This window comes from Ramlibacter sp. PS4R-6 (genome assembly GCF_037572775.1).
Taxonomy (GTDB): Bacteria; Pseudomonadota; Gammaproteobacteria; order Burkholderiales; family Burkholderiaceae_C; genus Ramlibacter.
The window spans coordinates 2,039,461-2,061,542 of the sequence record NZ_JBBHKA010000001.1; the positions used below are offsets into that span (position 1 = coordinate 2,039,461).

Annotated in this window: 22 protein-coding genes and 1 other RNA gene; 11 read left to right on the top strand and 12 right to left on the bottom strand. The window is 67.2% G+C overall.

Annotated elements, in window-relative coordinates; translation table 11 throughout:
- Window positions 1-14: 14 nt before the first annotated feature.
- A complete protein-coding gene (locus tag WG903_RS10065; RefSeq protein WP_340074851.1) occupies window positions 15-557 on the top strand; it encodes a DinB family protein in 543 nt (180 codons plus the stop codon).
- Window positions 558-625: 68 nt separating this feature from the next.
- Here the strand turns inward: WG903_RS10065 and WG903_RS10070 are convergent, their stop codons facing one another.
- The 11 genes from WG903_RS10070 to gyrA all read right to left on the bottom strand — a co-directional run bounded on the left by WG903_RS10070 (window position 626) and on the right by gyrA (window position 13,321).
- A complete protein-coding gene (locus WG903_RS10070; protein ID WP_340074853.1) occupies window positions 626-1,105 on the bottom strand; it encodes a ComEA family DNA-binding protein in 480 nt (159 codons plus the stop codon).
- Between the two features lie 67 nt (window positions 1,106-1,172).
- On the bottom strand, window positions 1,173-2,180 hold the full coding sequence (gene rfaD / locus WG903_RS10075; protein WP_340074855.1) for an ADP-glyceromanno-heptose 6-epimerase: 1,008 nt from the start codon (window positions 2,178-2,180) through the stop codon (window positions 1,173-1,175).
- A complete protein-coding gene (rfaE1, locus tag WG903_RS10080; RefSeq protein ID WP_340074857.1) occupies window positions 2,177-3,100 on the bottom strand; it encodes a D-glycero-beta-D-manno-heptose-7-phosphate kinase in 924 nt (307 codons plus the stop codon). Before rfaE1 ends, rfaD begins: the two co-directional genes overlap by 4 nt.
- Complete coding sequence (gene lapB, locus WG903_RS10085) at window positions 3,097-4,230, bottom strand: lipopolysaccharide assembly protein LapB (RefSeq protein ID WP_340074859.1); 1,134 nt, start codon at window positions 4,228-4,230, stop codon at window positions 3,097-3,099. Before lapB ends, rfaE1 begins: the two co-directional genes overlap by 4 nt.
- Window positions 4,220-4,510, bottom strand: a complete 291-nt coding sequence (locus WG903_RS10090; protein ID WP_340074861.1) for a LapA family protein — start codon at window positions 4,508-4,510, stop codon at window positions 4,220-4,222. The genes lapB and WG903_RS10090 overlap by 11 nt, the downstream gene beginning before the upstream one ends.
- Before the next feature lie 37 nt (window positions 4,511-4,547).
- Window positions 4,548-4,853 carry an integration host factor subunit beta gene (locus WG903_RS10095; RefSeq protein ID WP_340074863.1) on the bottom strand — a complete coding sequence of 102 codons (306 nt, stop codon included), beginning with the start codon at window positions 4,851-4,853 and terminating at the stop codon, window positions 4,548-4,550.
- A 45-nt stretch (window positions 4,854-4,898) separates the two neighbouring features.
- Entirely contained in the window at window positions 4,899-6,575 is a 1,677-nt protein-coding gene (gene rpsA, locus WG903_RS10100; RefSeq protein ID WP_340074865.1) for a 30S ribosomal protein S1, read from the bottom strand.
- A 155-nt stretch (window positions 6,576-6,730) separates the two neighbouring features.
- Window positions 6,731-8,704, bottom strand: coding sequence for a bifunctional 3-phosphoshikimate 1-carboxyvinyltransferase/cytidylate kinase (locus WG903_RS10105; protein WP_340074867.1), 1,974 nt, complete (start codon window positions 8,702-8,704; stop codon window positions 6,731-6,733).
- Between the two features lie 5 nt (window positions 8,705-8,709).
- Window positions 8,710-9,585 (bottom strand): prephenate dehydrogenase, encoded by an 876-nt coding sequence (locus WG903_RS10110; protein ID WP_340074869.1) that lies wholly within the window; start codon window positions 9,583-9,585, stop codon window positions 8,710-8,712.
- On the bottom strand, window positions 9,585-10,670 hold the full coding sequence (pheA, locus tag WG903_RS10115) for a prephenate dehydratase (protein ID WP_340074871.1): 1,086 nt from the start codon (window positions 10,668-10,670) through the stop codon (window positions 9,585-9,587). Before pheA ends, WG903_RS10110 begins: the two co-directional genes overlap by 1 nt.
- On the bottom strand, window positions 10,667-13,321 hold the full coding sequence (gyrA, locus tag WG903_RS10120) for a DNA gyrase subunit A (protein ID WP_340074873.1): 2,655 nt from the start codon (window positions 13,319-13,321) through the stop codon (window positions 10,667-10,669). The genes pheA and gyrA overlap by 4 nt, the downstream gene beginning before the upstream one ends.
- 243 nt (window positions 13,322-13,564) lie before the next feature.
- On the opposite strand from gyrA, the gene ompA reads away from it, so the two are divergent.
- The 6 genes from ompA (at window position 13,565) to WG903_RS10150 (ending at window position 17,148) form a co-directional block, all read left to right on the top strand.
- Window positions 13,565-14,260 carry an outer membrane protein OmpA gene (gene ompA, locus WG903_RS10125; protein ID WP_340074875.1) on the top strand — a complete coding sequence of 232 codons (696 nt, stop codon included), beginning with the start codon at window positions 13,565-13,567 and terminating at the stop codon, window positions 14,258-14,260.
- A gap of 68 nt (window positions 14,261-14,328) precedes the next feature.
- Window positions 14,329-15,039 carry a bifunctional 2-polyprenyl-6-hydroxyphenol methylase/3-demethylubiquinol 3-O-methyltransferase UbiG gene (ubiG, locus tag WG903_RS10130; protein WP_340074877.1) on the top strand — a complete coding sequence of 237 codons (711 nt, stop codon included), beginning with the start codon at window positions 14,329-14,331 and terminating at the stop codon, window positions 15,037-15,039.
- Entirely contained in the window at window positions 15,039-15,713 is a 675-nt protein-coding gene (locus WG903_RS10135; RefSeq protein WP_340074879.1) for an HAD family hydrolase, read from the top strand. The genes ubiG and WG903_RS10135 overlap by 1 nt, the downstream gene beginning before the upstream one ends.
- A 14-nt stretch (window positions 15,714-15,727) precedes the next feature.
- Window positions 15,728-16,100: a transfer-messenger RNA gene (ssrA, locus tag WG903_RS10140) on the top strand.
- A 21-nt stretch (window positions 16,101-16,121) separates the two neighbouring features.
- A complete protein-coding gene (locus WG903_RS10145; protein ID WP_340074881.1) occupies window positions 16,122-16,430 on the top strand; it encodes a hypothetical protein in 309 nt (102 codons plus the stop codon).
- Window positions 16,420-17,148 (top strand): 16S rRNA pseudouridine(516) synthase, encoded by a 729-nt coding sequence (locus WG903_RS10150; protein WP_340078223.1) that lies wholly within the window; start codon window positions 16,420-16,422, stop codon window positions 17,146-17,148. The genes WG903_RS10145 and WG903_RS10150 overlap by 11 nt, the downstream gene beginning before the upstream one ends.
- Here WG903_RS10150 and WG903_RS10155 read toward each other — a convergent pair.
- The gene (locus WG903_RS10155; RefSeq protein WP_340074883.1) at window positions 17,132-17,875 is read right to left on the bottom strand and encodes an alpha/beta fold hydrolase; all 744 of its coding nucleotides are present in this window, start codon (window positions 17,873-17,875) and stop codon (window positions 17,132-17,134) included. The two genes, WG903_RS10150 and WG903_RS10155, sit on opposite strands and share 17 nt — an antisense overlap.
- Window positions 17,876-17,908: 33 nt before the next feature.
- Here WG903_RS10155 and WG903_RS10160 point away from each other — a divergent pair, with 33 nt between their 5' ends.
- From WG903_RS10160 to glnL, 4 genes are all read left to right on the top strand, one after another.
- On the top strand, window positions 17,909-18,709 hold the full coding sequence (locus WG903_RS10160) for a competence/damage-inducible protein A (protein ID WP_340074885.1): 801 nt from the start codon (window positions 17,909-17,911) through the stop codon (window positions 18,707-18,709).
- 212 nt (window positions 18,710-18,921) lie between these two features.
- Window positions 18,922-20,340: a type I glutamate--ammonia ligase gene (gene glnA, locus WG903_RS10165; RefSeq protein ID WP_340074887.1), complete on the top strand. Its 1,419-nt coding sequence runs from the start codon at window positions 18,922-18,924 to the stop codon at window positions 20,338-20,340.
- Between the two features lie 145 nt (window positions 20,341-20,485).
- Entirely contained in the window at window positions 20,486-20,971 is a 486-nt protein-coding gene (locus tag WG903_RS10170) for a hypothetical protein (protein WP_340074889.1), read from the top strand.
- Window positions 20,916-22,052: a nitrogen regulation protein NR(II) gene (gene glnL, locus WG903_RS10175; RefSeq protein ID WP_340074891.1), complete on the top strand. Its 1,137-nt coding sequence runs from the start codon at window positions 20,916-20,918 to the stop codon at window positions 22,050-22,052. Before WG903_RS10170 ends, glnL begins: the two co-directional genes overlap by 56 nt.
- Window positions 22,053-22,082 lie beyond the last annotated feature (30 nt).

The window sequence follows — 22,082 nt, forward strand, 5'->3', positions numbered from 1 at the left end:
GCAAAATCCGGCGCATGGATGCCAGCGCCGACGCTTTCCTTGCCAACTACCGCTACCTCGCCGAGTACAACCGCTGGTTCAACGAGCGGCTGTACGACGCGTGCGAGCGCGTGGGCGACGCCGAGCGGCGGCACGACCACGGCGCGTTCTTCGGCTCCATCCACGGCACCTTGAACCACATCGTGTGGGCCGACCGCCTGTGGCTGAAAAGGTTCGCGACGCAGGGGTTCGGGTTTCCGGCGCTCACGGAGGACCTGTTGCGGGTGCCGGAAGATGCGGTGCACGCGACGGTGCTCTACGAGAACTGGAATGAACTGCGCGCGGCGCGGGTGGCCCTCGACGCGGCGATCGAGGTGTGGGTGCGCGACATGCCGCCGGCGTTCCTGCTGGCGCCCATGCGCTACGCCAACACCAAGGGCGTGAAGCGCGACCACCCGGCTTGGAAGGGGCTCACGCACTTCTTCAACCACCAGACCCACCACCGCGGGCAGGCCACCACCTTGCTGTCGCAGGCCGGCATCGACGTAGGGATGACCGACCTGATCTCGCTGGCGTAAACAAGAAGGCCCGCTATCGCGGGCCCTCGGATCCCGGCCTGCGCCGGGATGACATCGCTGTCGCTACGTCACTTCTTTGCGCTGGCCGCAGCCTTCGCGCCGCTCGCGGCGGGCTTGCCGGCGTCGGCGGTCTTCGTGTCCTTCTTGGCGTCCTTCTTCTCGTCCTTCGCCGTGGCCTTGCTCTCGGCGGCGCGGGTTTCCTTCTTCTCGTCCTTGGCGGCCGCCTTGGTGTCCTTCTTGGCGTCCTTCTTTTCCTCCTTGGCGTCCTTCTTGGCCGTCATGGCCTTGTAGGCCTCGCCATTGACCGTGAGGCCTTCGGCGGAGAGCTTGGCGGCGCGCGCGTCGCCCACGCCCTTCACGCGGTCGATGAAGTCCTGCCAGCTCTTGAACTCGCCCTTCTTGCGCTCGGTGAGGATGAGCTTGCTGGTGACGGGGCCGATGCCCTTGACGGCATCGAGTTCCTTCTCGTTCGCCTTGTTCACGTCGACGGCGGCCATGGCCAGGGCCGTGTACAGCATCAGCAGGACGGCCAGGATCTTCTTGAGCATGCGGGTCTCCTTTGCGGGTGGTGGTTGCACCCGCTCAACGGCGGCCGCCGCGGGCCGGTTGACCGGGTCAGCCCCCGAGGGTGGCCATGTAGCTGGCGACGCCTTCCTGCACGGTGGCGAACCGGTGGTCGCAGCCGGCCGCGCGCAGCTTCGCCAGGTCGGCCTGCGTGTAGCACTGGTACTTGCCGCGCAGGGCGTCCGGGAAGGGGATGTACTCGATGAGGCCCTTGGCGGCAGCGGCCTTCGCATCGAGCGGTGCGCCGGGCTTGCCGAGCGCGTTCACCACGCCGACCGCGACGTCGTTGAAGGGCTGCGCGCGGCCCGTGCCCAGGTTGAACAGCCCCGACTTGCCCGGGTTGTCCAGGAACCACAGGTTCACGGCGACCACGTCGTCGACGAAAACGAAGTCGCGCTTCTGCTCGCCGGGACCGTAGCCGCCGTACTCGCCGAACAGCTTGACCTTGCCGTCCGCCTTGAACTGGTTGTACTGGTGGAAGGCGACGCTGGCCATGCGGCCCTTGTGCTGCTCGCGCGGGCCGTACACGTTGAAGTAGCGGAAGCCGACGACCTGCTTGCCCTTGCCCTTGGCCGCGCCCGAGAAGTCCTCGCCGAGCTCGCGCCGCATGCGCTGGTCGAACAGCAGCTTGGAGTAGCCGTAGACGTTGAGCGGGTGCTCGAACTGCGGCGTCTCGCGGAAGGTCTCGGACCCGCCGTACGTGGCGGCGGAAGACGCGTACAACAGGCGCGAACCACGCTCCTTGCAGGCGGCGAAGAGGCCGCAGGACAACGTGTAGTTGTTGTCCATCATGTACTTGCCGTCCTGCTCCATCGTGTCGCTGCACGCGCCTTCGTGGAACACGGCTTCGACCTTGCCGAAATGGCCTTCGGCGAAGGCGTCGTAGAACAGGTCGGCGTCGACGTAGTCGGCGATCTTCAGGTCGGCGAGGTTGCGGAACTTGTCGCCGTGCGCCAGGTCGTCGACGGCGATGATGTCGTCGATGCCGCGGGCATTGAGGCCCTTGACGATGTTGCTGCCGATGAACCCGGCGGCCCCGGTGACCACGTAGCGCGTCATTCGAACAGCTCCTCGTACGAAACGGTGGCGGTGCCGAACTTGCCCACCACGATGCCGCCGGCCTTGTTGGCGAGCGGCATGGCGTCGCGCAGCGACATGCCCGCGGCCACCAGCGCCGCCAGCGTGGCGATGACGGTGTCGCCGGCGCCCGTCACGTCGAACACTTCGCGCGCCTGCGCCGCGACGTGCGTCTCACCCTGCGCATCGAAGAGCGTCATGCCGTCCTCGCCCAGCGTGACCAGGATCGCATCCAGGCGCAGCGCCTCGCGCAGCTTCTGCGCCTTCTCGCGCAACTGCGCATCGTCCTTCCAGCTGCCCATCACCTGCTGCAGCTCGGCGCGGTTGGGCGTGATGACCGTCGCGCCCGCATAGCGCTCGTAGTCCGAGCCCTTGGGGTCGATCAGCACCGGCTTCTTCGCCGCGCGCGCCAGCTGGATCATCTTCGGGATGTGCGCGAGCCCGCCCTTGCCGTAGTCGGAGAAGAGCACGGCGTCGTGCTGCGGCGCCAGCTGCGCAAACGCCTCGTTCTGCGAGGCCAGCGCCTCGTGGTCGGGCTCGTTCTCGAAATCCATGCGCAGCAGCTGCTGGTGGCGGCCGATCACGCGCAGCTTCACCGTGGTCTTCAGGCGCGGGTCGCGCTTCAGGTGCGCGGCGATGCCGGTTTCCTTGAGCAGCGCTTCGAGGCGGCGGCCCGGTTCGTCGTCGCCGACGACGCCGAGGAACGCGGCCTTCGCGCCGAGCGTGGCGATGTTGTAGGCCACGTTGGCCGCGGCGCCGATGCGCTCTTCCTCGCGGTTGACCTTGACGACCGGCACGGGCGCCTCGGGCGAGATGCGGTCGACCGCGCCGTGCCAGTAGCGGTCCAGCATCGGGTCGCCGACGACCAGCACGCGCGCCCTGGCGAGTTGTTGCTTGTTCATAGTTCCTCCACGCGGCGCGCGGGGTAGCTGTCCCAGGCCTGGCAGCCCGGGCATTGCCAGAAATGCTGCTTGGCCTCGAAGCCGCAGGCCGCGCAGCGGTAGCGCATGAGCGGGCGCGCGGCATGGTCCAGCGCGCCCTGCACCAGCGAGTGGTACTGCTGGTGTTCGAGCTTCTCGTTGGCGAGCCACTTCGACGCGGCGACCAGCGATGGTTCGCGCTGCAAGTGCTTCAGGTACCACGCAGCGGCCTTGTCCGCGTCCGCCTGAAGCGAAACGATGGCTTCGAGCACGTCCAGCGAATGCGCGCGCTCGTAGGCGTGCTCGAGCACCTCGAGCGCCCGGGCGCGCTGGTTCGTCGCGATCGCCGCCTCGGCGTAGGGGCGCGCCATCAGCGGCACGGAAGAGGGCGCCGTCTCGGCCAGGCGCGAGAGCGTTTCATAAGCGGCGCGTTCGTCGCCGGCCTTGCGCTGCAGCGCCGCGATCTCGATGCCGGGACGCGCGGCCTCCGGCGCGACCGTCATCGCCTCGCGCAGCAGCTGCTCGGCCTCCTGCGGCGGCTTGGCCGCGGCTTCCTCGCACAGGTAGTGCGCGACGCGCCCGCCGAAGTTGCCTTGCCCGGATGCATCGAGCTTGCGCGCGACTTCCGCGGCATGGGGCCAGTCGCGCGAACGCTCGTAGATCGCGAGCAGTGCCAATAGCGCCTGGCTCTCGTAGGCGGTGCCTTCGAGCTTGCGCAGCGCGTCCTCCGCGCGATCGAGCAAGCCGGCCTTCAGGAAGTCCAGCGCCAGCGCGTGCTGCGCGCGGTGGCGCTCCTCCTTGCTCAGGTCGCCGCGCGAGAGCAGGTGCTCGTGCACGCGCACCGCCCGCTCGTACTCGCCGCGGCGGCGGAACAGGTTGCCCAGCGCGAAATGCAGCTCGGAGGTGTCGGGGTCCTTCTGCACCGCTTCGATGAAGGCGTCGATGGCCTGGTCCTGCTGCTCGTTCAGCAGGAAATTCAGGCCCTTGAAGTAGGCCTTGGGCGCCTGGCGGTTTTCCACGCGCATCTGGCGCAGGTCCAGGCGCGAGGCGACCCAGCCCAGCACGAACGCCAGGGGCAGGCCCCACAGCAGCCAGCTCAGGTCAAAGTCCATGGTGTCCCGTGTTGGGCGGCGGCATCGTCGTCATGCCGGCCGCTGCCGCCCGCTCCTGCGCACGGCGCGCAGCCGCGCGGTGCCGCAGCCAGCGCGGCACCATGCCCAGCGCACCCACCGCCAACCCGGCCGCGAAGGCCGCCAGCACCACCAGCACGAGCGGCGCGCGCCACTCGTAGCCGAAGAAGAAGTGCAGCGCGGTGGCTTGCTGGTTGTTCAGCGCGAAGGCGAACAGGGTAAAAAAAATGGCTGCCTTGAGCAGCCACATCAGGTATTTCATCGGGCCCCCGGTGCCGCCGATTCTACGGTCGGAGCCTTCAGGCCTCGTCCTTCATTTCGGCCGTGCGCTTGTCCACCGCCTCGCGCAGGGCCTTGCCCGGCTTGAAGTGCGGCACGCGCTTTTCGGGGATGTGGACGCTCTCGCCCGAGCGCGGGTTGCGGCCCATGCGCGGGGGGCGCCGGTTGATCGAGAAGCTGCCGAAGCCGCGGATCTCGATGCGATGCCCGCGCACGAGCGCGTCGCTCATGGCGTCGAGGATCGTCTTGACGGCATATTCCGCGTCGCGGTGGGTCAGCTGGCTGAACCGGGACGCGAGTTCTTCAACGAGATCGGACCGAGTCATACAGAAGGACGAGGGTCGCCATGGGCGACCCTCGTTGGGCCCTTTTTATTTTTCGAGCTTGGCCTTGAGCAGCGCGCCCAGGTTCGTCGTGCCCGCGTTCTCGCGCGCCGACTGCTGGGAAAGCTGCGCCATCGCGCCTTGCTCGTCCATCATGTCCTTCTGCTTGATGGACAGCTGGATGTTGCGCGTCTTGCGGTCGATGTTGACGACCACGGCCGACACTTCGTCGCCTTCCTTGAGCACGTTGCGCGCGTCTTCCACGCGGTCACGCGAGATCTCGGAGGCGCGCAGGTAACCCATGATGTCGTTGCCCAGGTCGATCTCGGCGCCCTTCGGGTCCACCGTCTTGACCTTGCCCGTCACCAGGGCGCCCTTGTCGTGCACCGAGGTGAAGGTGGCGAACGGGTCGCCGTCCAGCTGCTTGATGCCCAGGCTGATGCGCTCGCGCTCGACGTCGACGCCGAGGACGATGGCTTCGACTTCCTGGCCCTTCTTGAAGTTGCGCACGGCGGCTTCGCCGGCTTCGTTCCAGGACAGGTCGGACAGGTGCACCAGGCCGTCGATGCCGGCGGCCAGGCCCACGAAGATGCCGAAGTCGGTGATCGACTTGATCGGGCCCTTCACGCGGTCGCCGCGCTTGGTGTTCTGCGCGAACTCCTGCCACGGGTTGGCCTTGCACTGCTTCATGCCCAGCGAGATGCGGCGCTTCTCTTCGTCGATCTCCAGGACCATCACTTCGACTTCGTCACCCAGCGAAACGATCTTGCTGGGGGCGACGTTCTTGTTGGTCCAGTCCATTTCGGACACGTGCACCAGGCCCTCGATGCCGGGTTCGAGTTCCACGAACGCGCCGTAGTCGGCGATGTTCGTGACCTTGCCGAACATGCGGGTGCCGGTGGGGTAGCGGCGCGAAACGCCCATCCACGGGTCATCGCCCATCTGCTTGAGGCCCAGGGACACGCGGTTCTTCTCGGTGTCGAACTTGAGGATCTTGGCCGTGATTTCCTGGCCGGCCTGGACCACTTCGCTCGGGTGGCGGACACGGCGCCAGGCCATGTCGGTGATGTGCAGCAGGCCGTCGATGCCGCCGAGGTCGACGAACGCGCCGTACTCGGTGATGTTCTTGACGACGCCGCGGACGATGGAGCCCTCCTTCAGGGTTTCCATCAGCTTGGCGCGCTCTTCGCCCATCGAAGCCTCGACCACGGCACGGCGCGACAGCACGACGTTGTTGCGCTTGCGGTCCAGCTTGATGACCTTGAACTCCATGGTCTTGCCTTCGTACGGCGTCAGGTCCTTGATGGGACGCGTGTCGATCAGCGAGCCGGGGAGGAACGCGCGGATGCCGTTGACCAGCACCGTCAGGCCGCCCTTGACCTTGCCGGTGGTGGTGCCGGTGACGAACTCGCCGGACTCGAGGGCCTTCTCGAGGGCCATCCACGACGCGAGGCGCTTGGCCTTGTCGCGGGAAAGGATCGTGTCGCCGTAGCCGTTCTCGATCGCGTCGATGGCCACGGAGACGAAGTCGCCCACCTGGACTTCGACCTCGCCTTTGTCGTTCTTGAATTCGTCGACGGGAACATACGCTTCGGACTTGAGGCCGGCGTTGACGACGACGAAGCTGTGCTCGATGCGAACGACCTCGGCGGTGATCACCTCGCCCTGGCGCATGTCGGTGCGCTGCAGCGATTCTTCGAACAGTTGGGCAAAAGATTCGGACATTGAATTTCCTTGCACGTTCACGCAGGTTTCCGCGAGGCACCATTGCCCGGCGTTTCTATGACTGGTGACGGCGTTGCTTGCGGCTTTTGGCCGCGGTTGGGTTGAACAACCCCACAGGCCGGGTGCGCGTTGCGCGCTGACAGGGACCGTGGGACCTACTGCTTTTCTTCCCACCACCGGAGAACCTGCGCAACCGACTCTTCGACCGATTGCCCGGAGTTGTCCAGGAGGAGGGCGTCCTGCGCGGGCTTCAGGGGCGAGACGGCGCGGGAGGAATCCCGCGCATCCCGCGCCTCGAGGTCTGCGCGAAGAGCATCGATTGTAGCCGGAATTCCCTTTGAAATCAATTGCTTATGCCGCCGCTCGGCGCGCTGGGCGGCGCTGGCGGTCAGGTAGACCTTCAGGGGGGCGTCCGGGAAGATCACCGTGCCCATGTCGCGGCCGTCCGCCACCAGGCCGGGCAGCCGGCGGAAGCCGTGCTGCAGGCCGACCAGGGCCGTGCGGACGGAGGGCAGGGCGGAGACCTTCGACGCGTTCATCCCGGCTTCTTCGGTGCGGATCGCGTCGGTAACGTCCAGCTCCCGCAGGTAAACGCGCCCGCCGGTGAACCGCACCGGCAGCTTGGCGGCCAGCTGGGCGATCGCGGCCTCGTGGGCGGTGTCCAGGGCCATGCCTTCCCGGATCGCCGCGAACGCCGTGATCCGGTACAGGGCGCCGGAATCTAGGTAGTGGTAGCCCAGCCGTTGCGCGACTTCCGAAGCGAGCGTGCCCTTGCCCGATGCCGTCGGGCCGTCGACGCAGAGCACCGGGATGGCGGCTTCCGGCGCGTGCGTGACCGAGAAGAAGGCTTCGAAGTACTCCGGGAAGGTCTTGGCGACGCACTTCGGGTCCTCGATGCGCACGCGCACGCCGCCCGGGTTGAACGCGGCGAGCGAGAAGCACATCGCGATGCGGTGGTCGTCGTAGGTGTGGATGCTCGCGCGCGCCCAGCGCTGCGGCGGCGTCACCTTCAGGAAATCCGCGCCTTCCTCGACCTGCGCGCCGAGCTTGCGCAGCTCCTTGGCCATGGCGGCGAGCCGGTCGGTTTCCTTCACGCGCCAGCTGGCGATGTTGCGCAGCGTGGTCGTGCCGCCGGTGTACAGCGCCATCACCGCGAGCGTCATCGCGGCGTCGGGGATGTGGTTGCAATCGAGGTCGATCGCCTTGAGCGGCCATGAGCCGCGGCGCACCTCGAGGTGGTTGGGGCCGCTGGTGATCGCGGCGCCCATGGCACGTGCGGCGTCGACGAAACGGATGTCGCCCTGGATCGACGACTCGCCCACGCCTTCGATGCGCACGGGCGCATCGGCCGCCGCGATCGCGCCCAGCGCGACGAAGTAGCTGGCGGACGACGCATCCGCTTCCACGTGGATCTCGCCGGGTGAGGTGTAGCGGCTGCCCGCGGGGATCGTGAAGCGCTGCCACCCTTCGCGCCGCACGCGGATGCCGAAGCGCTCCAGCAGGTTCAGCGTGATCTCGACGTAGGGCTTGGAAATCAGTTCGCCGACGACTTCGACGACGACGTCCCGGGCCGCGACCAGCGGCAGCGCGAGGAGCAGGGCGGTGAGGAACTGGCTCGACACGTCGCCGCGCACGCGGATCGGCGCGTCGACCTTCGGCTGCGACGGATGGATGCGCAGGGGCGGGTAGCCCTCGGTGCCCAGGTAGTCGATGCGGCAGCCGAGTTGGCGCAATGCATCGACGAGGTCGCCGATCGGCCGCTCGTGCATGCGGGCGACGCCGCTCAACTCGAACTCGCCGCCCATCAGCGCCAGGGCGGCCGTCAGCGGCCGCATGGCGGTGCCCGCGTTCCCGAGGAACAGGCGCGCGTGCGCGGCCGGTGCGTGGCCGCCCAGGCCGGTGACCTGCAGCGACCGCCCGGCGTGCTGCACGCCGCAGCCGAGCGCGCGCAGCGCATCCAGCATCACCCGCGTGTCGTCCGAATCGAGCAGGTCGTGGATCGTCGTGGTGCCGCCGGAGAGGGCCGCCAGCAGCAGCACGCGGTTGGAAATGCTCTTGGAGCCGGGCAGCACCACGGTGCCGGCTGCGCCCGCGAGCGGCGGGACGTCGAGGAAGGCGGTGGTGAACACGGCGGTCAGGACTTGCGCGCGGAGGCCATGCGCCAGTGCGCACGCGAGTGGCTGGCCTGCTCGATCAGCGCCTCGAGCCCTTCGGCGTCGCCGTTCTCGATCATCTTTTCCATCGCCGCCAGCGTTTCCTGGAACACCTTCGATTGCTGCAGCAGCTCCTGCCGGTTCGCCAGCAGGATGTCGCGCCACATTTTGGGCTCGGAAGCGGCGATGCGGGTGAAATCACGGAAGCCGGGGCCCGCCAGCGAGAGGAATTCCTGCCCCTGCTTCTGCGTGACGATGCCGTTGATGAGCGCGAAGGCGATGAGGTGCGGCAGGTGGCTGATCGCGGCGAAGGCCGAGTCGTGCGCCTCCGGTGCCATCTTCACCACCTTGCACTGCAGTCCTTCCCACACCTTCACGGCATTCTCGACGTGCGCGGGGTCGGTCTTGTCGATGGGCGTGAGGATGACCTGCTTGCCGAGGTAGAGGTCGGGGTCCGCGTGCTCGACGCCGGAGACCTCCTTGCCCGCCACCGGGTGGCAGGGCACGAAGGAGCCGACCTGCTCGCGCAGCACGCGCCGCGCGGAATCGATGACGTCGCGCTTGGTCGAGCCGACGTCCATCAGCAGCATGTCCTTGGTGACGAGGTGGCGGATGGCCTTGAAGGTCGCCTCCGTCGCCGCGACGGGCACGGCCAGCAGGACGATGTCGGCGCCGGAGACCGCGAGCAGGGCGGAAGGCGCCTCGACGTCGATGACGCCCATCTGCCGCGCGCGTTCGGTCGTCGAGGGCGACTTGCTGTAGCCCACGACGCGCTTGACCAGGCCCGCGCGCTTGAGCGCGAGCGCGAAGGAGCCACCCATGAGGCCGCAGCCGATGAGCCCGAGTTGTTCGAACATCAGGCTTCGCCCACGGGGTAGGTCCCCAGCAACTTGTAGAAGGCGCACAGGGCGCGCAGCTCTTTCAGGGCTTGCGCCATGTTCGGCTGCGACGGGTGGCCGTCGAGGTCGATGTAGAAGTAGTACTCCCACTGGCCCGAACGCGCGGGGCGCGACTCGAAGCGCGTCATCGAGACGCCGTGCTTCTTGAGCGGCACGAGCAGGTCGTGCACCGCGCCGGGCTTGTTGGGCACGGAGATGACGAGGCTCACGCAGTCCTTGCCCGACGCCTGCGGCGCGTCGAGCACCTGCGGCAGGCAGATCACGGCGAAGCGCGTGCGGTTGAAGGCGTCGTCCTGGATCGCCTGGGCGGCGATGTGCAAGCCGAACTCGCTGCCGGCTCGCTCGCTGGCAATGCCGGCCCACGCCGGGTTCGTCGCGGCCAGGCGCGCGCCTTCGGCGTTGCTCGCCACCGCGCGGCGCTCGGCCTTGGGCAGGTGCTTGTTCAGCCAGCCCTGGCATTGCGCCAGCGCCTGAGGGTGCGCCAGCACGACCTGGATGCCTTCAACCGACGGCGACTGGCGCAGCAGGTGATGGCGGATCAGCAGGCTGATCTCGCCGACGATGTGCAGCGGCGACTGCAGCAGCAGGTCGAGCGAGCGCGTCACCACGCCTTCGCTGCTGTTCTCGACCGGGACCACGCCGAAATCCGACGTGCCCGCTTCGGCCGCGTGGAACACTTCGTCGAAGCTCACGCACGGCACGTGCTCGATGCTGGAGCCGAAGAACTGCACGGCGGCCTGCTCGCTGAAGGTGCCGGCGGGGCCCAGGTACGACACGCGCTGCGGCGCCTCGAGCGCGCGGCACGCGGACATGATTTCGCGCCAGATGGTCGCGACGTTGCGTTCCTTCAGCGGCCCGGGGTTGGCGGCCTGCAGGCCGTTGATCACCTGCGCTTCGCGCTCGGGCCGGTAGACCGTGGACCCTTCGGCCCGCTTGAGCTCGCCGACCTCGTTGGCGAAGGCCGCGCGCTTGTTGAGCAAGGCCAGCAGTTCGCGGTCGACCTTGTCGATCTCCGTGCGCAGCTGCGCGAGGTCCTTCTTCATTTTGCCGGGAGGGCGCCCTCGTCGCCTTCACCGCTTTCGGTGCCGTCCGTGCCGTCGGCCGGCGCGCCGGCGTCGTTCTCGACGATGCGTTGCAGGCCCGACAGCTGCGAGCCTTCGTCCAGGCCGATGAGCGTGACGCCCTGCGTGGCGCGGCCCATCTCGCGGATCTCGGAGACACGGGTGCGCACCAGCACGCCCTTGTCGGTGATCAGCATGATCTCGTCGTCGGTGTGCACCAGCGTCGCGGCGACGACCTTGCCGTTGCGCTCGCTTTGCTGGATGGCGATCATGCCCTTGGTGCCGCGGCCGTGGCGCGTGTACTCGACGATGGGCGTGCGCTTGCCGAAGCCGTTCTGCGTGGCGGTGAGGACGCTCTGCTGCTCGTCCTCGGCCACCAGCATGGCGATCACGCTCTGGCCCTCGTCCAGCATCATGCCGCGCACGCCGCGCGCGTTGCGGCCCATCGGACGGACGTCGTTCTCGTCGAAGCGCACGGCCTTGCCGCCGTCGGAGAACAGCATCACGTCGTGCTTGCCGTCGGTGAGCGACGCGCCGATCAGGTAGTCACCCTCGTCGAGGTCCACGGCGATGATGCCGGCCTTGCGCGGGTTGCTGAATTCATCCAGCGCCGTCTTCTTGACCGTGCCCATGGACGTGGCCATGAACACGTAGTGATCGGCGGGGAAGCTGCGGAACTCGCCGGTGAGCGGCAGCACCACGGTGATCTTCTCGCCCTCGATCAGCGGGAACATGTTGACGATGGGCTTGCCGCGCGAACCGCGCGAGCCCGCCGGAACTTCCCATACCTTCAGCCAGTACATGCGGCCGCGGTTGGAGAAGCACAGGATCCAGTCGTGCGTGTTCGCGATGAACAGCTGGTCGACCCAATCGTCTTCCTTCGTCGCCGTGGCCTGCTTGCCGCGCCCGCCGCGGCGCTGCGCGCGGTACTCGGAGAGCGGCTGGCTCTTGATGTAGCCCGCGTGCGAGAGCGTCACGACCATGTCGGTGGGCGTGATCAGGTCCTCGGTCATGAGCTCCTGGGCGTTGTGCTCGATGACGCTGCGGCGCGCGCCCACCTTGGTCTGCCCGAACTCCTGCTTCAGTGCGGTGAGTTCTTCGGAAATGATGGTCGAGACGCGCTGGGGCTTGGCGAGGATATCCAGGAGGTCGTCGATCTCCGCCATCACTTCCTTGTACTCGGCGACGATCTTGTCCTGCTCCAGGCCGGTCAGGCGCTGCAGGCGCATCTGCAGGATTTCCGAGGCCTGCGTGTCCGAGAGGCGGTAGAGCCCGTCGCCCTGCATGCCGAACACCATGTCCAGGCCCTCGGGCCGGTAGTCGTCGGCGTTGACGCGCGTGCCGTCTTCCTTGGCGCGCGTGAGCATCTCTCGCACCAGGCTGGAGTCCCAGCTGCGCGCCATCAGCTCGGTCTTGGCGACGGGCGGCGTGGGCGACTCGCGGATGATGCGGATGAATTCGTCGATGTTCGCCAGCGCGACGGCCAGGCCTTCCAGCACGTGGCCGCGTTCGCGCGCCTTGCGGAGGTTGAACACCGTCCTGCGCGTGACCACCTCGCGGCGGTGCTGCAGGAAGACCTCGATCAGCTCCTTCAGGTTGCACAGCTTCGGCTGGCCGTCGATCAGGGCCACCATGTTCATGCCGAAGGTGTCCTGCAGCTGCGTGAGCTTGTACAGGTTGTTCAGGACGACCTCGGGCACCTCGCCCCGCTTGAGCTCGATCACCAGGCGCATGCCCGACTTGTCGCTCTCGTCCTGGATGTGGCTGATGCCCTCGATCTTCTTCTCGTTGACCAGTTCCGCCATGCGCTCCTGAAGCGTCTTCTTGTTCACCTGGTAGGGAATCTCGTCGACGATGATCGCGCTGCGCTGGCCGCGGTCGATCTCCTCGAAGTGGCACTTGGCTCGCATCACGATGCGTCCGCGGCCGGTGCGGTAGCCTTCCTTGACGCCCGCGTTGCCGTAGATGATCCCGGCCGTCGGGAAATCCGGCGCCGGGATGATCTCCATCAGCTCGTCGATGGAGGCTTCCGGGTTGCGCAGCAGGTGCAGGCAGCCGTCGACGACTTCGTTCAGGTTGTGCGGCGGGATGTTGGTGGCCATGCCCACCGCGATGCCGGCCGAGCCGTTGACCAGCAGGTTGGGCAGCCGGGTCGGCAGGACCAGCGGCTCCTTCTCGCTGCCGTCGTAGTTGGGCCCGAAATCGACCGTCTCCTTGTCGATGTCGGCGATCATCTCGTGCGCGATCTTGGCCAGGCGGATTTCCGTGTAGCGCATGGCCGCGGCGTTGTCGCCGTCGACCGAGCCGAAGTTGCCCTGGCCGTCCACCAGCATGTGGCGCATGGAGAAGTCCTGCGCCATCCGCACGATGGTGTCGTACACCGCCTGGTCGCCGTGCGGGTGGTACTTGCCGATGACGTCGCCGACGATGCGCGCCGACTTCTTGTACGGCCGGTTCCAGTCGTTATTGAGCTCGTGCATCGCGAAGAGCACGCGCCGGTGCACCGGCTTGAGGCCGTCGCGCGCGTCCGGCAGGGCCCGGCCCACGATCACGCTCATCGCGTAGTCGAGGTAGCTTCGCCGCATCTCCTCTTCGAGGCTGATGGGCAGGGTTTCCTTGGCGAATTGGGTCATCGGAGGGGAAAAAGGGACTGGGGATGGGCGCGCGGGAAGCCTTCGATTCTACGGTCAAGGCCCTTGTCGCTCATCCGCAACATGCAGGCGGGAATGAGGTTTTGTCCTACGGGACCCCCCAGTCCCGACCGTTGATTGTGTAAGCGCGTGTGGCATACTAAGTTTGACGCTTTTGGTGATGGTCACCTTAAACGTAGTTTTTACGCAGCGGGGCTGCGCCTTTTTCCCCTCAAGAGGAGAACCATGAAGAAACTGAACAACGTCGCGCTGTTGATGGCATCCGCTGCGCTGGTCGCCGGCTGCTCGACGTCGCCTCCGGCGGGCACGCGCGTGCAGGCTGCCGACGGCGGCAACCGCATCGACAACTGGGTGAACGGCACCAGCGAGCTGGTCTGGAAGAACGGCACCAACGAATACTGCTGGCGCGACAACTTCTGGACGCCCGCCACCGCTGCCCGCGGCTGCGACGGCGCCCTGGTCGTTCAGGCTCCCGCCCCGGCTCCCGCCGCCGCCCCGGCCCCGGCTCCGCGCCCGGCCGCATCGGCCCCGGCTCCCGCCCCGGCCCCGCAACCGCCCGCCGCCACCAAGGTGACCTACGCCGCGGACGCGTTCTTCGACTTCGACAAGGCTGTCCTGAAGCCCGAAGGCAAGGCCAAGCTCGACGACCTGGTCGACAAGGTCAAGGGCATCAACCTGGAAGTGATCATCGCCGTCGGCCACACCGACTCGGTGGGCAACGACGGGTACAACCAGAAGCTGTCGGTGCGCCGCGCCGAAGCCGTGAAGAGCTACCTCGTGTCCAAGGGCATCGAGAAGAACCGCGTCTACACGGAAGGCAAGGGCGAGAAGCAGCCCGTCGCCGACAACAAGACCGCCGAAGGCCGCGCGAAGAACCGCCGCGTGGAAATCGAAGTGGTCGGCACGCGCACGAACCGCTAAGAGCATCCGCTCAGCCAGGAGAGGGCCCTTCGGGGCCCTTTCTCTTTTGCATTTGGGACAATGCGGCCGTGACCGAAGAAATCCTCAACGCCGACCCCGGCGAACTCGCCAAGTTCTCCGAGCTGGCCCACCGCTGGTGGGACCCGGAGAGCGAGTTCCGCCCGCTGCACGAGATCAACCCGCTGCGGCTGGAGTGGATCAATTCGCAGTTCCCGCTCAAGGGCCGGCGCGTGCTCGACGTCGGCTGCGGCGGCGGCATCCTGAGCGACTCGATGGCGCGCAAGGGCGCCGAAGTGGTCGGCATCGACCTGGCCACCAAGGCCCTGCGCGTGGCGCAGCTGCATGCCCTGGAAGCAGCGACGCCCAACGTGGAGTACCGCGAGATCAGCGTGGAGGCGCTGGCCCAGCAGGAGCCCGCGAGCTTCGACGCCGTCACTTGCATGGAGATGCTCGAGCACGTGCCCGACCCGGCTTCGGTCCTTCGTGCCTGCTCGCGCCTCGTAAAGCCGGGCGGTTGGGTCTTCATCTCCACGATCAACCGCAACCCGAAGTCGTTCCTGTTCGCCATCGTCGGCGCCGAGTACGTCCTGAACCTGCTGCCGCGCGGCACGCACGAGTACATGAAGTTCATCAAGCCGAGCGAGATGGCGGGTTACTGCCGCGCCGCGGGCCTGGAGCTCGCCTCTACGCGGGGCATGGAATACAACCCCGTGACGCGCCGCTACTGGTTGTCGGCCGACACGAGCGTCAACTACCTGCTGGCCACGCGCAAGACCTGATGTTCCTCGACGTGAAGGCGGTGCTGTTCGACCTGGACGGCACCTTGATCGACAGCGCGCCCGACCTCGGCGCGGCCGCGGACAAGATGCGCGTGGACCGCGGGCTGCCGTCGCTGCCGCTGGAGAAATACCGCCCCATGGCCGGCGCCGGCGCGCGCGGCATGCTGGGCATCGCCTTCGGCATGACGCCCGGCGCGCCCGACTACGACGCCATGCGCGAGGAGTTCTTCGTGAACTACGAGAACGCCATGACCGAGCGCACGGTGATCTTCGAAGGCATCCCGGCGCTGGTCGCGAGCCTGCTGGAGCGCGGCCTGGGCTGGGGCGTGGTGACGAACAAGTCGATGCGCTTCACGGGGCCGCTGACGAAGCAGATCCCGCTGTTCCGCAGCGCCGGCGCCATCATCGGCGGCGACTCGACGCCGCACGCCAAACCCCATCCGGAGCCGCTCCTCGAGGCAGCGCGGCGCCTGAAGGTCGATCCCCGGCAGTGCATCTACGTCGGTGACGACGAGCGCGACATCATCGCGGGCAAGGCCGCAGGCATGGGCACCGTCGCGGCCGCGTACGGCTACCTCGGCAGCAACGCCGACACGTACGTGTGGGGCGCTGATGCCCACATTGCGAGCCCGCTTGAATTGCTGGCGCTCTTGAAAAGCACGCCCGCGGCGTAAAATACGAATCTCCCGGGGCTGCACTGGTTTCGACGTGGGTTCGGAATCGCAGCGGGGCATGCCGAGGTTCAGTCACCTCGTTAATCCGCTGAAACAAAGTAACTGCGAACGACTCTACGTACGCACTCGCCGCCTAAACACCGGCGACCTTGCAACAGTCCGCCGATGGGCTGGGCCAAGGAAGCAATTCCAAAAGCTGCAAGGTAATCCACATCGGCTGGTCCTGAACCGGGCGCCTTGGTTCGGGACGAGACAATAGGACGCTGGCTACCCGTGTAGCGTGCGACTGCGCGACTCGGGTGGCGAGATCCAAATCAGACCGCTAAGCATGTAGATCTGCGCGAGGAAGGCTTGCGGACGCGGGTTCAATTCCCGCCAGCTCCACCAATTTCGGGCCACAATCGCGGCATGCTGCCGCGCTTGCCCACCCTCCTGATCGCAGCCGCCGCCCTCGGCGGCTGCTCCGTCGTGCCGCGCTCCGCATGGACGTACGACGGCACTCACCCGCTGCCCCGCGTCACGGCCGAGCCGGGCGCCGTCGCGCCGCTCACGGACCGCGTCGCGCAACTGCAGCTCGAGCTCAACGAGGTGCGCGCGAAGATCGCCGCGCAGCCCGGCACCTTCGAACGCTTGCCGCTCTACCGGCAGGAAAACGACATCCACAGCCGCCTGGCGCCGCTGCAGCGCGAGCTGGCGCAGTACGCCTCTGCGCGCTGACGACATCCTCTTCTCGCAGGGCTTCGGCACGCGCCGCATCTGCGCGGGGCTGGTGGAGCAGGGGCACGTTCGCATCGGCGGGCGCGTCGTCGAGGACCCGGCGCAGGAGTTCGAGCCGCAAGGCCTGGTGTTCGACGTCGATGGCGTGGCGTGGGAGTTCCACGACAAGGCCTACCTGGTGCTGAACAAGCCCGCGGGCACCGAGTGCTCGCAGAAGCCGTCGACCTACCCGAGCGTCTACACCTTGCTGCCCGGGCCGCTGCGCCAGCGGCCGAACAAGGGCGCGGTGCAAGGCGTGCAGGCCATCGGGCGGCTGGACGCGGACACGACGGGCCTGCTGCTCCTGAGCGACGACGGGGTGTTCATCCACCGCATGACGTCGCCGAAGAGGCACGTGCCGAAGGTCTACGAAGTCGGGACGAAGCATCCCGTGACGCCCGCGCAAGTCACGAAGCTGCAGGCAGGCGTGGTGCTCGATGACGACCCGAAGCCCGTGCGCGCCGCGGCGTGCGAGGCGACGGGCGATCAGTCGCTGCGCCTGACGCTCCTGGAAGGCAAGTACCACCAGGTCAAGCGAATGGTGGCGGCGGCCGGCAACCGGGTGGAAACCTTGCACCGCTCGCGCATCGGCGCCTTCGAATTGCCGGCCGACCTCGCGCCCGGGCAATGGCGCTGGCTGCGGCCCGACGACCTGCTGCTGCTCAGCCGAGCGCCCTGAGGAACTGCACGATGCGCTCCTTCGTGCGCTCGGGCTGGTCCTTGTGCGGCGAGTGCCCGCAATCGGCCAGCACCACGCGCGCGATGCCGCCAGCCGGGGCGATCTCGTCGATCTGCCGCAGCGTGCCGTAGGCGTCGTCCTCGCCCTGGATTGCCAGCACCGGCGCATGGATGCGCGCGCACTCCGCGCGGATGTCGAAGTCGCGGAAGGCGGGATCCAGCCAGATGTCGTTCCACTGCCAGAACGCCCCGTCGACGTCGTCGTGGTAGCGCGCCAGGCGCGCGCGCAGGTCCGTCGTCTCGTAGGCCACGCGCGCCTCGTCGATGGAGCGCACGGAGATGTCCTCCACGATAACGTGCGGCGCCATCACGATGCAGGCGCGCACGGGGAAGTGCGCAGCGTGGATCAGGGCAATCGTCCCGCCGTCGGAGTGGCCGAGCAGCACGGGTGAGTCGATCGCCAGCTCTGCCAGCAGGGCCGGCAAGACGTCGAGCGCCTCGCGGTGCATGTAGTCGGGCTTCAGCCGTCCGCTGCCCCGGACGTCGGGAATGGGGGGCGACTTGCCGTAGCCGCGCCGCGAATAGACGAAGCCGGCACGGCCGGTCGCTTCGCACACGCGCCGTGGCCAGTCGCGCCACATCGCGACGGAGCCCAGCCCCTCGTGCAGGAACACGATGGGCGATCGCGCGGCGTCGCCTTCGATGCGGTCGAGTTCCAGGCTGTCCACCAGCCGATGTTAGCGAGGCGTTAGCATGCACGCATGCCATCCGCATTCGGCCTCGTCATCGTCGGCGACGAAATTCTCTCGGGCAAGCGCGCCGACAAGCACATGCCCAAGGTCATCGAGCTGCTCGCCGCGCGTGGCCTGCAATTGGCGTGGGCGGATTACGTCGGCGATGACCCCGAGCGCATCGTCGCGACGCTCCAGCGTGCGTTCGCATCGGGCAACGTGGTGTTCTCCTGCGGCGGCATCGGCGCGACGCCGGACGACCACACGCGGCAATGCGCGGCGAAGGCGCTGGGCGTCGAGCTCGCGCTGCATCCGCAAGCGGAGGCGCTGATCCGCGAACGCATGCGGGACGTGGCGAAGGAGCAGGGCACGACCTACGACCCCGACCGGCCCGACAACATCCACCGCCTGAACATGGGCGTGTTTCCCCAGGGCGCGGCGATCATTCCCAACCCCTACAACAAGATCCCCGGCTTCACCGTCGGTGACGTGCACTTCGTGCCCGGCTTCCCGGTGATGGCCTGGCCCATGATCGAGTGGGTCCTGGACACGATGTACCGCCACCTGTTCCGCGAGAAGGCCTACGTCGAGAAGTCCGTGATCGTCCATGGATCGATGGAAGCCACGCTGACGCCGCTGATGGAAGAGGTCGAGCGCGACCACCCCGGCGTAAAGGTGTTCAGCCTGCCCAGCGTCGACCACCCGCAATGGGGCCGGCACATCGACCTGGGCGTGAAGGGCGATCCGGCCGCGGTCGATCCGGCCTATGCGCAACTGCTGGCGGGCCTGATCGCCCTGGGCGTGAAGCTGGGCCCCGAATTGGTGCGATAACCCTCTTGCACCAATTTGGGGATGGATTACCATTCCCCAAATTGGTGCAAAGGGGTCAGCCCACCGTCCGCTCCCGCAGGGAAACGCCATCAAAGTCGGGCAGAATCGCCCAGCTCTGCCGTGCATGCCATGCACCAGCTTTTGGCACAGAACCTGCATCCCGAGCGGCACACCCCCTTTCGACAACCAACCATCCAAACAGGAGAAACCTGATGGCAGCCAAGAACGTCGCCGACGTCATGAAGATGGTGAAGGAAAACGAAGTCAAGTTCGTCGACTTCCGCTTCACCGACACCCGCGGCAAGGAACAGCACGTGACCGTGCCGACCTCGCATTTCGACGAGGACAAGTTCACTTCGGGTCATGCGTTCGACGGCTCCTCGATCGCCGGCTGGAAGGGCATCGAGGCTTCGGACATGCTGCTGATGCCCGACCCGAACACGGCCAACATCGACCCGTTCTTCGAGGAAACGACGCTGATCCTGACCTGCGACGTGCTCGAGCCGGGCGACGGCAAGGCCTATGACCGCGACCCGCGTTCCATTGCCAAGCGTGCCGAGGCGTACCTCAAGGCCTCCGGCCTGGGCGACACCGCGTTCTTCGGGCCGGAGCCCGAGTTCTTCGTGTTCGACGACGTGCGCTGGGGCGCCGACATGTCCGGCTCGTTCGTCCACATCGACGAATACGAAGCGCCGTACAACACGGGCAAGACGATCGAAGGCGGCAACAAGGGCCACCGCCCGACCACCAAGGGCGGCTACTTCCCCGTGCCGCCGGTCGACAGCATGCAGGACATGCGCGCCGAGATGTCGCTCATCCTCGAATCGCTGGGCGTGCCGGTCGAAGTGTTCCACCACGAAGTGGGCGGCGCCGGCCAGAACGAGATCGGCACGAAGTTCAGCACGCTGGTGCAGCGCGCCGACTGGACGCAGATCCTCAAGTACACGGTGCTCAACGTCGCCAACGCCTACGGCAAGACGGCGACGTTCATGCCGAAGCCGCTGGTCGGCGACAACGGCTCGGGCATGCACGTGCACCAGTCCGTGTGGAAGGACGGCAAGAACCTGTTCGCCGGCGACGGCTACGCGGGCCTGTCGGACTTCGCGCTGTACTACATCGGCGGCATCATCAAGCACGCCCGCGCGCTCAACGCCATCACGAACCCCGGCACCAACAGCTACAAGCGCCTGGTCCCCGGCTTCGAGGCGCCGGTGAAGCTCGCGTACTCCGCGCGCAACCGCTCGGCTTCGGTCCGCATCCCGTACGTGGCGAACCCCAAGGGCCGCCGCATCGAGGTGCGCTTCCCCGATCCCACCTGCAACCCGTACCTGGGCTTCGCCGCCATGCTGATGGCCGGCCTGGACGGCGTGGAGAACAAGATCCATCCGGGCGAAGCCGCCACGAAGGACCTGTACCACCTGCCCCCGGAAGAGGACGCGAAGATCCCGACCGTGTGCCACAGCCTGGACCAGGCGCTGGACTACCTGGACAAGGGCCGTTCGTTCCTCACGAAGGGCGGCGTGTTCACGGACACGATGATCGACGCGTACATCGAACTGAAGATGCAAGAGGTCACGCGCTTCCGCATGACCACGCACCCGATCGAGTTCGACATGTACTACAGCCTGTAAGCTGGGGTTGCGTACAGCCCGTTGTGAAAAAGGACCGCCTCGGCGGTCCTTTGTCTTTTCGAATCAAGGGCTTGTTTGATGTTTTTGATGAGTTGCGTGATACTGGCCCTCCCGCTCGCACAGCCCCGTGCGAAAGGAGCACGCCATGAAGTACGCCTACATCACCGCGGTGGCGCTGGCTGCGATGGCATTCGCAGCGCAGGCCCAGACGAAGATTTATCGCTGCGGCAACACCTACACGAACAGCGAAGCCGAGGCGAAGGCCAAGGGCTGCAAGCCGCTGGACGGGGGCAACATCACGGTGGTGGAGGGCCTGAAGCCCAACGGCGCGACGCGTGTGGCCACGGCGCCCACGCAGGCCAACGGCGGCCCGCGCGTGGATTCCGAGGAGCAGAAGCAGCGCGACAACGATGCGCGCGCCATCCTCGAAGCCGAGTTGAAGAAGGCCGAGACGCGGCAAGCCGAGCTCGTCAAGGAATACAACAACGGCGAGCCGGAGAAGCTCGGGCCCGAGCACAAGAACCACCAGAAGTACGTGGAACGCACCGCCGAGCTGAAGGCGAGCATCGCCCGCAATGAGAACGACATCGCCGGCCTCAAGCGGGAACTGGCGCGCATCAACCGCCAGTAACGACACGCCGGCCGCGACCGCCGCGGCCCAACGCTTCCAGTCCCTGGACCTGCTGGCCACGCTCGTGGCCGTCGTCGCCGCCGACGGGGCGGTCCTCTTCGCCAATTCCGCCCTCGAAGACGCGCTGGGCATCTCGCGCCGGGCCATCGAGGGCACGGCCTTTCCCGCCTGCTTCACCGACCCGACCGCGCTGCAGAACGCATTGGCCGGCGCGCACAGCAACGAGTTCGCGGCGCTGCGCTACGACGCCTGGCTCGTGCGCACGGCCGGCAACGCCGAGCCGCTGCAGGTCCACGTCGTCGTGGCCCAGACCGACACGCCCGGCGAATTCGTGGTGGAACTCCTGCCCCTGGAGGCGCAGGCCCGGCAGGACCGCGAAGAGCGCATGCTGGGCCAGGCGCAGGCCAACAAGGAACTCATTCGCAACCTGGCGCACGAGATCAAGAACCCGCTGGGCGGCATCCGCGGCGCGGCGCAGCTGCTCGAGATGGAGATCGAGTCGCGGGAGCTGAAGGAATACACGAAGGTCATCATCCACGAGGCCGACCGCCTGCAGACGCTGGTGGACCGCCTGCTGGCGCCGCACCGCCGCCCGCACGTGGTGGGCGACGTCAACATCCACGAGGTGTGCGAGCGTGTCCGTTCGCTGATCGTCGTGGAGTTCCCCAAGGGCCTGAAGGTCGTGCGCGACTACGACATCTCGATCCCCGACTTCCGCGGCGACCGCGAACAGTTGATCCAGGCGGTGCTGAATGTCGCGCACAACGCCTGCGAGGCGCTCACGGAACGCATCGCCGCCGGCGACGCGCAGCTGGTGTTCCGCACGCGCATCGCGCGGCAGGTGACTTTCGGAAAGCAGCGGTACCGACTGGCACTGGAATTGCATGTCATCGATAACGGGCCAGGGGTGCCCGAGGCGATCCGCGATCGCATCTTCTTCCCGCTGGTGTCGGGGCGGGAGGGCGGTTCGGGCCTCGGGCTCACGCTGGCGCAGACGTTCGTGCAGCAGCATCATGGGTTGATCGAATGCGAAAGCGTTCCGGGAAGGACGGACTTCCAGATCCTGATCCCGCTGCCCTGACCGGAGTGACCGAATTGCGAATGACCGAGG

Coding starts and splice junctions, on each gene's coding strand:
- WG903_RS10065 (WP_340074851.1), top strand. CDS start 15: ATGGATGCCAGCGCCGACGCTTTCCTTGCCAACTACCGCTACCTCGCC.
- WG903_RS10070 (WP_340074853.1), bottom strand. CDS start 1,105: ATGCTCAAGAAGATCCTGGCCGTCCTGCTGATGCTGTACACGGCCCTG.
- rfaD (WP_340074855.1), bottom strand. CDS start 2,180: ATGACGCGCTACGTGGTCACCGGGGCCGCCGGGTTCATCGGCAGCAAC.
- rfaE1 (WP_340074857.1), bottom strand. CDS start 3,100: ATGAACAAGCAACAACTCGCCAGGGCGCGCGTGCTGGTCGTCGGCGAC.
- lapB (WP_340074859.1), bottom strand. CDS start 4,230: ATGGACTTTGACCTGAGCTGGCTGCTGTGGGGCCTGCCCCTGGCGTTC.
- WG903_RS10090 (WP_340074861.1), bottom strand. CDS start 4,510: ATGAAATACCTGATGTGGCTGCTCAAGGCAGCCATTTTTTTTACCCTG.
- WG903_RS10095 (WP_340074863.1), bottom strand. CDS start 4,853: ATGACTCGGTCCGATCTCGTTGAAGAACTCGCGTCCCGGTTCAGCCAG.
- rpsA (WP_340074865.1), bottom strand. CDS start 6,575: ATGTCCGAATCTTTTGCCCAACTGTTCGAAGAATCGCTGCAGCGCACC.
- WG903_RS10110 (WP_340074869.1), bottom strand. CDS start 9,585: ATGTTCGAACAACTCGGGCTCATCGGCTGCGGCCTCATGGGTGGCTCC.
- pheA (WP_340074871.1), bottom strand. CDS start 10,670: ATGAAGAAGGACCTCGCGCAGCTGCGCACGGAGATCGACAAGGTCGAC.
- gyrA (WP_340074873.1), bottom strand. CDS start 13,321: ATGACCCAATTCGCCAAGGAAACCCTGCCCATCAGCCTCGAAGAGGAG.
- ompA (WP_340074875.1), top strand. CDS start 13,565: ATGAAGAAACTGAACAACGTCGCGCTGTTGATGGCATCCGCTGCGCTG.
- WG903_RS10135 (WP_340074879.1), top strand. CDS start 15,039: ATGTTCCTCGACGTGAAGGCGGTGCTGTTCGACCTGGACGGCACCTTG.
- WG903_RS10145 (WP_340074881.1), top strand. CDS start 16,122: ATGCTGCCGCGCTTGCCCACCCTCCTGATCGCAGCCGCCGCCCTCGGC.
- WG903_RS10160 (WP_340074885.1), top strand. CDS start 17,909: ATGCCATCCGCATTCGGCCTCGTCATCGTCGGCGACGAAATTCTCTCG.
- glnA (WP_340074887.1), top strand. CDS start 18,922: ATGGCAGCCAAGAACGTCGCCGACGTCATGAAGATGGTGAAGGAAAAC.
- WG903_RS10170 (WP_340074889.1), top strand. CDS start 20,486: ATGAAGTACGCCTACATCACCGCGGTGGCGCTGGCTGCGATGGCATTC.
- glnL (WP_340074891.1), top strand. CDS start 20,916: ATGAGAACGACATCGCCGGCCTCAAGCGGGAACTGGCGCGCATCAACC.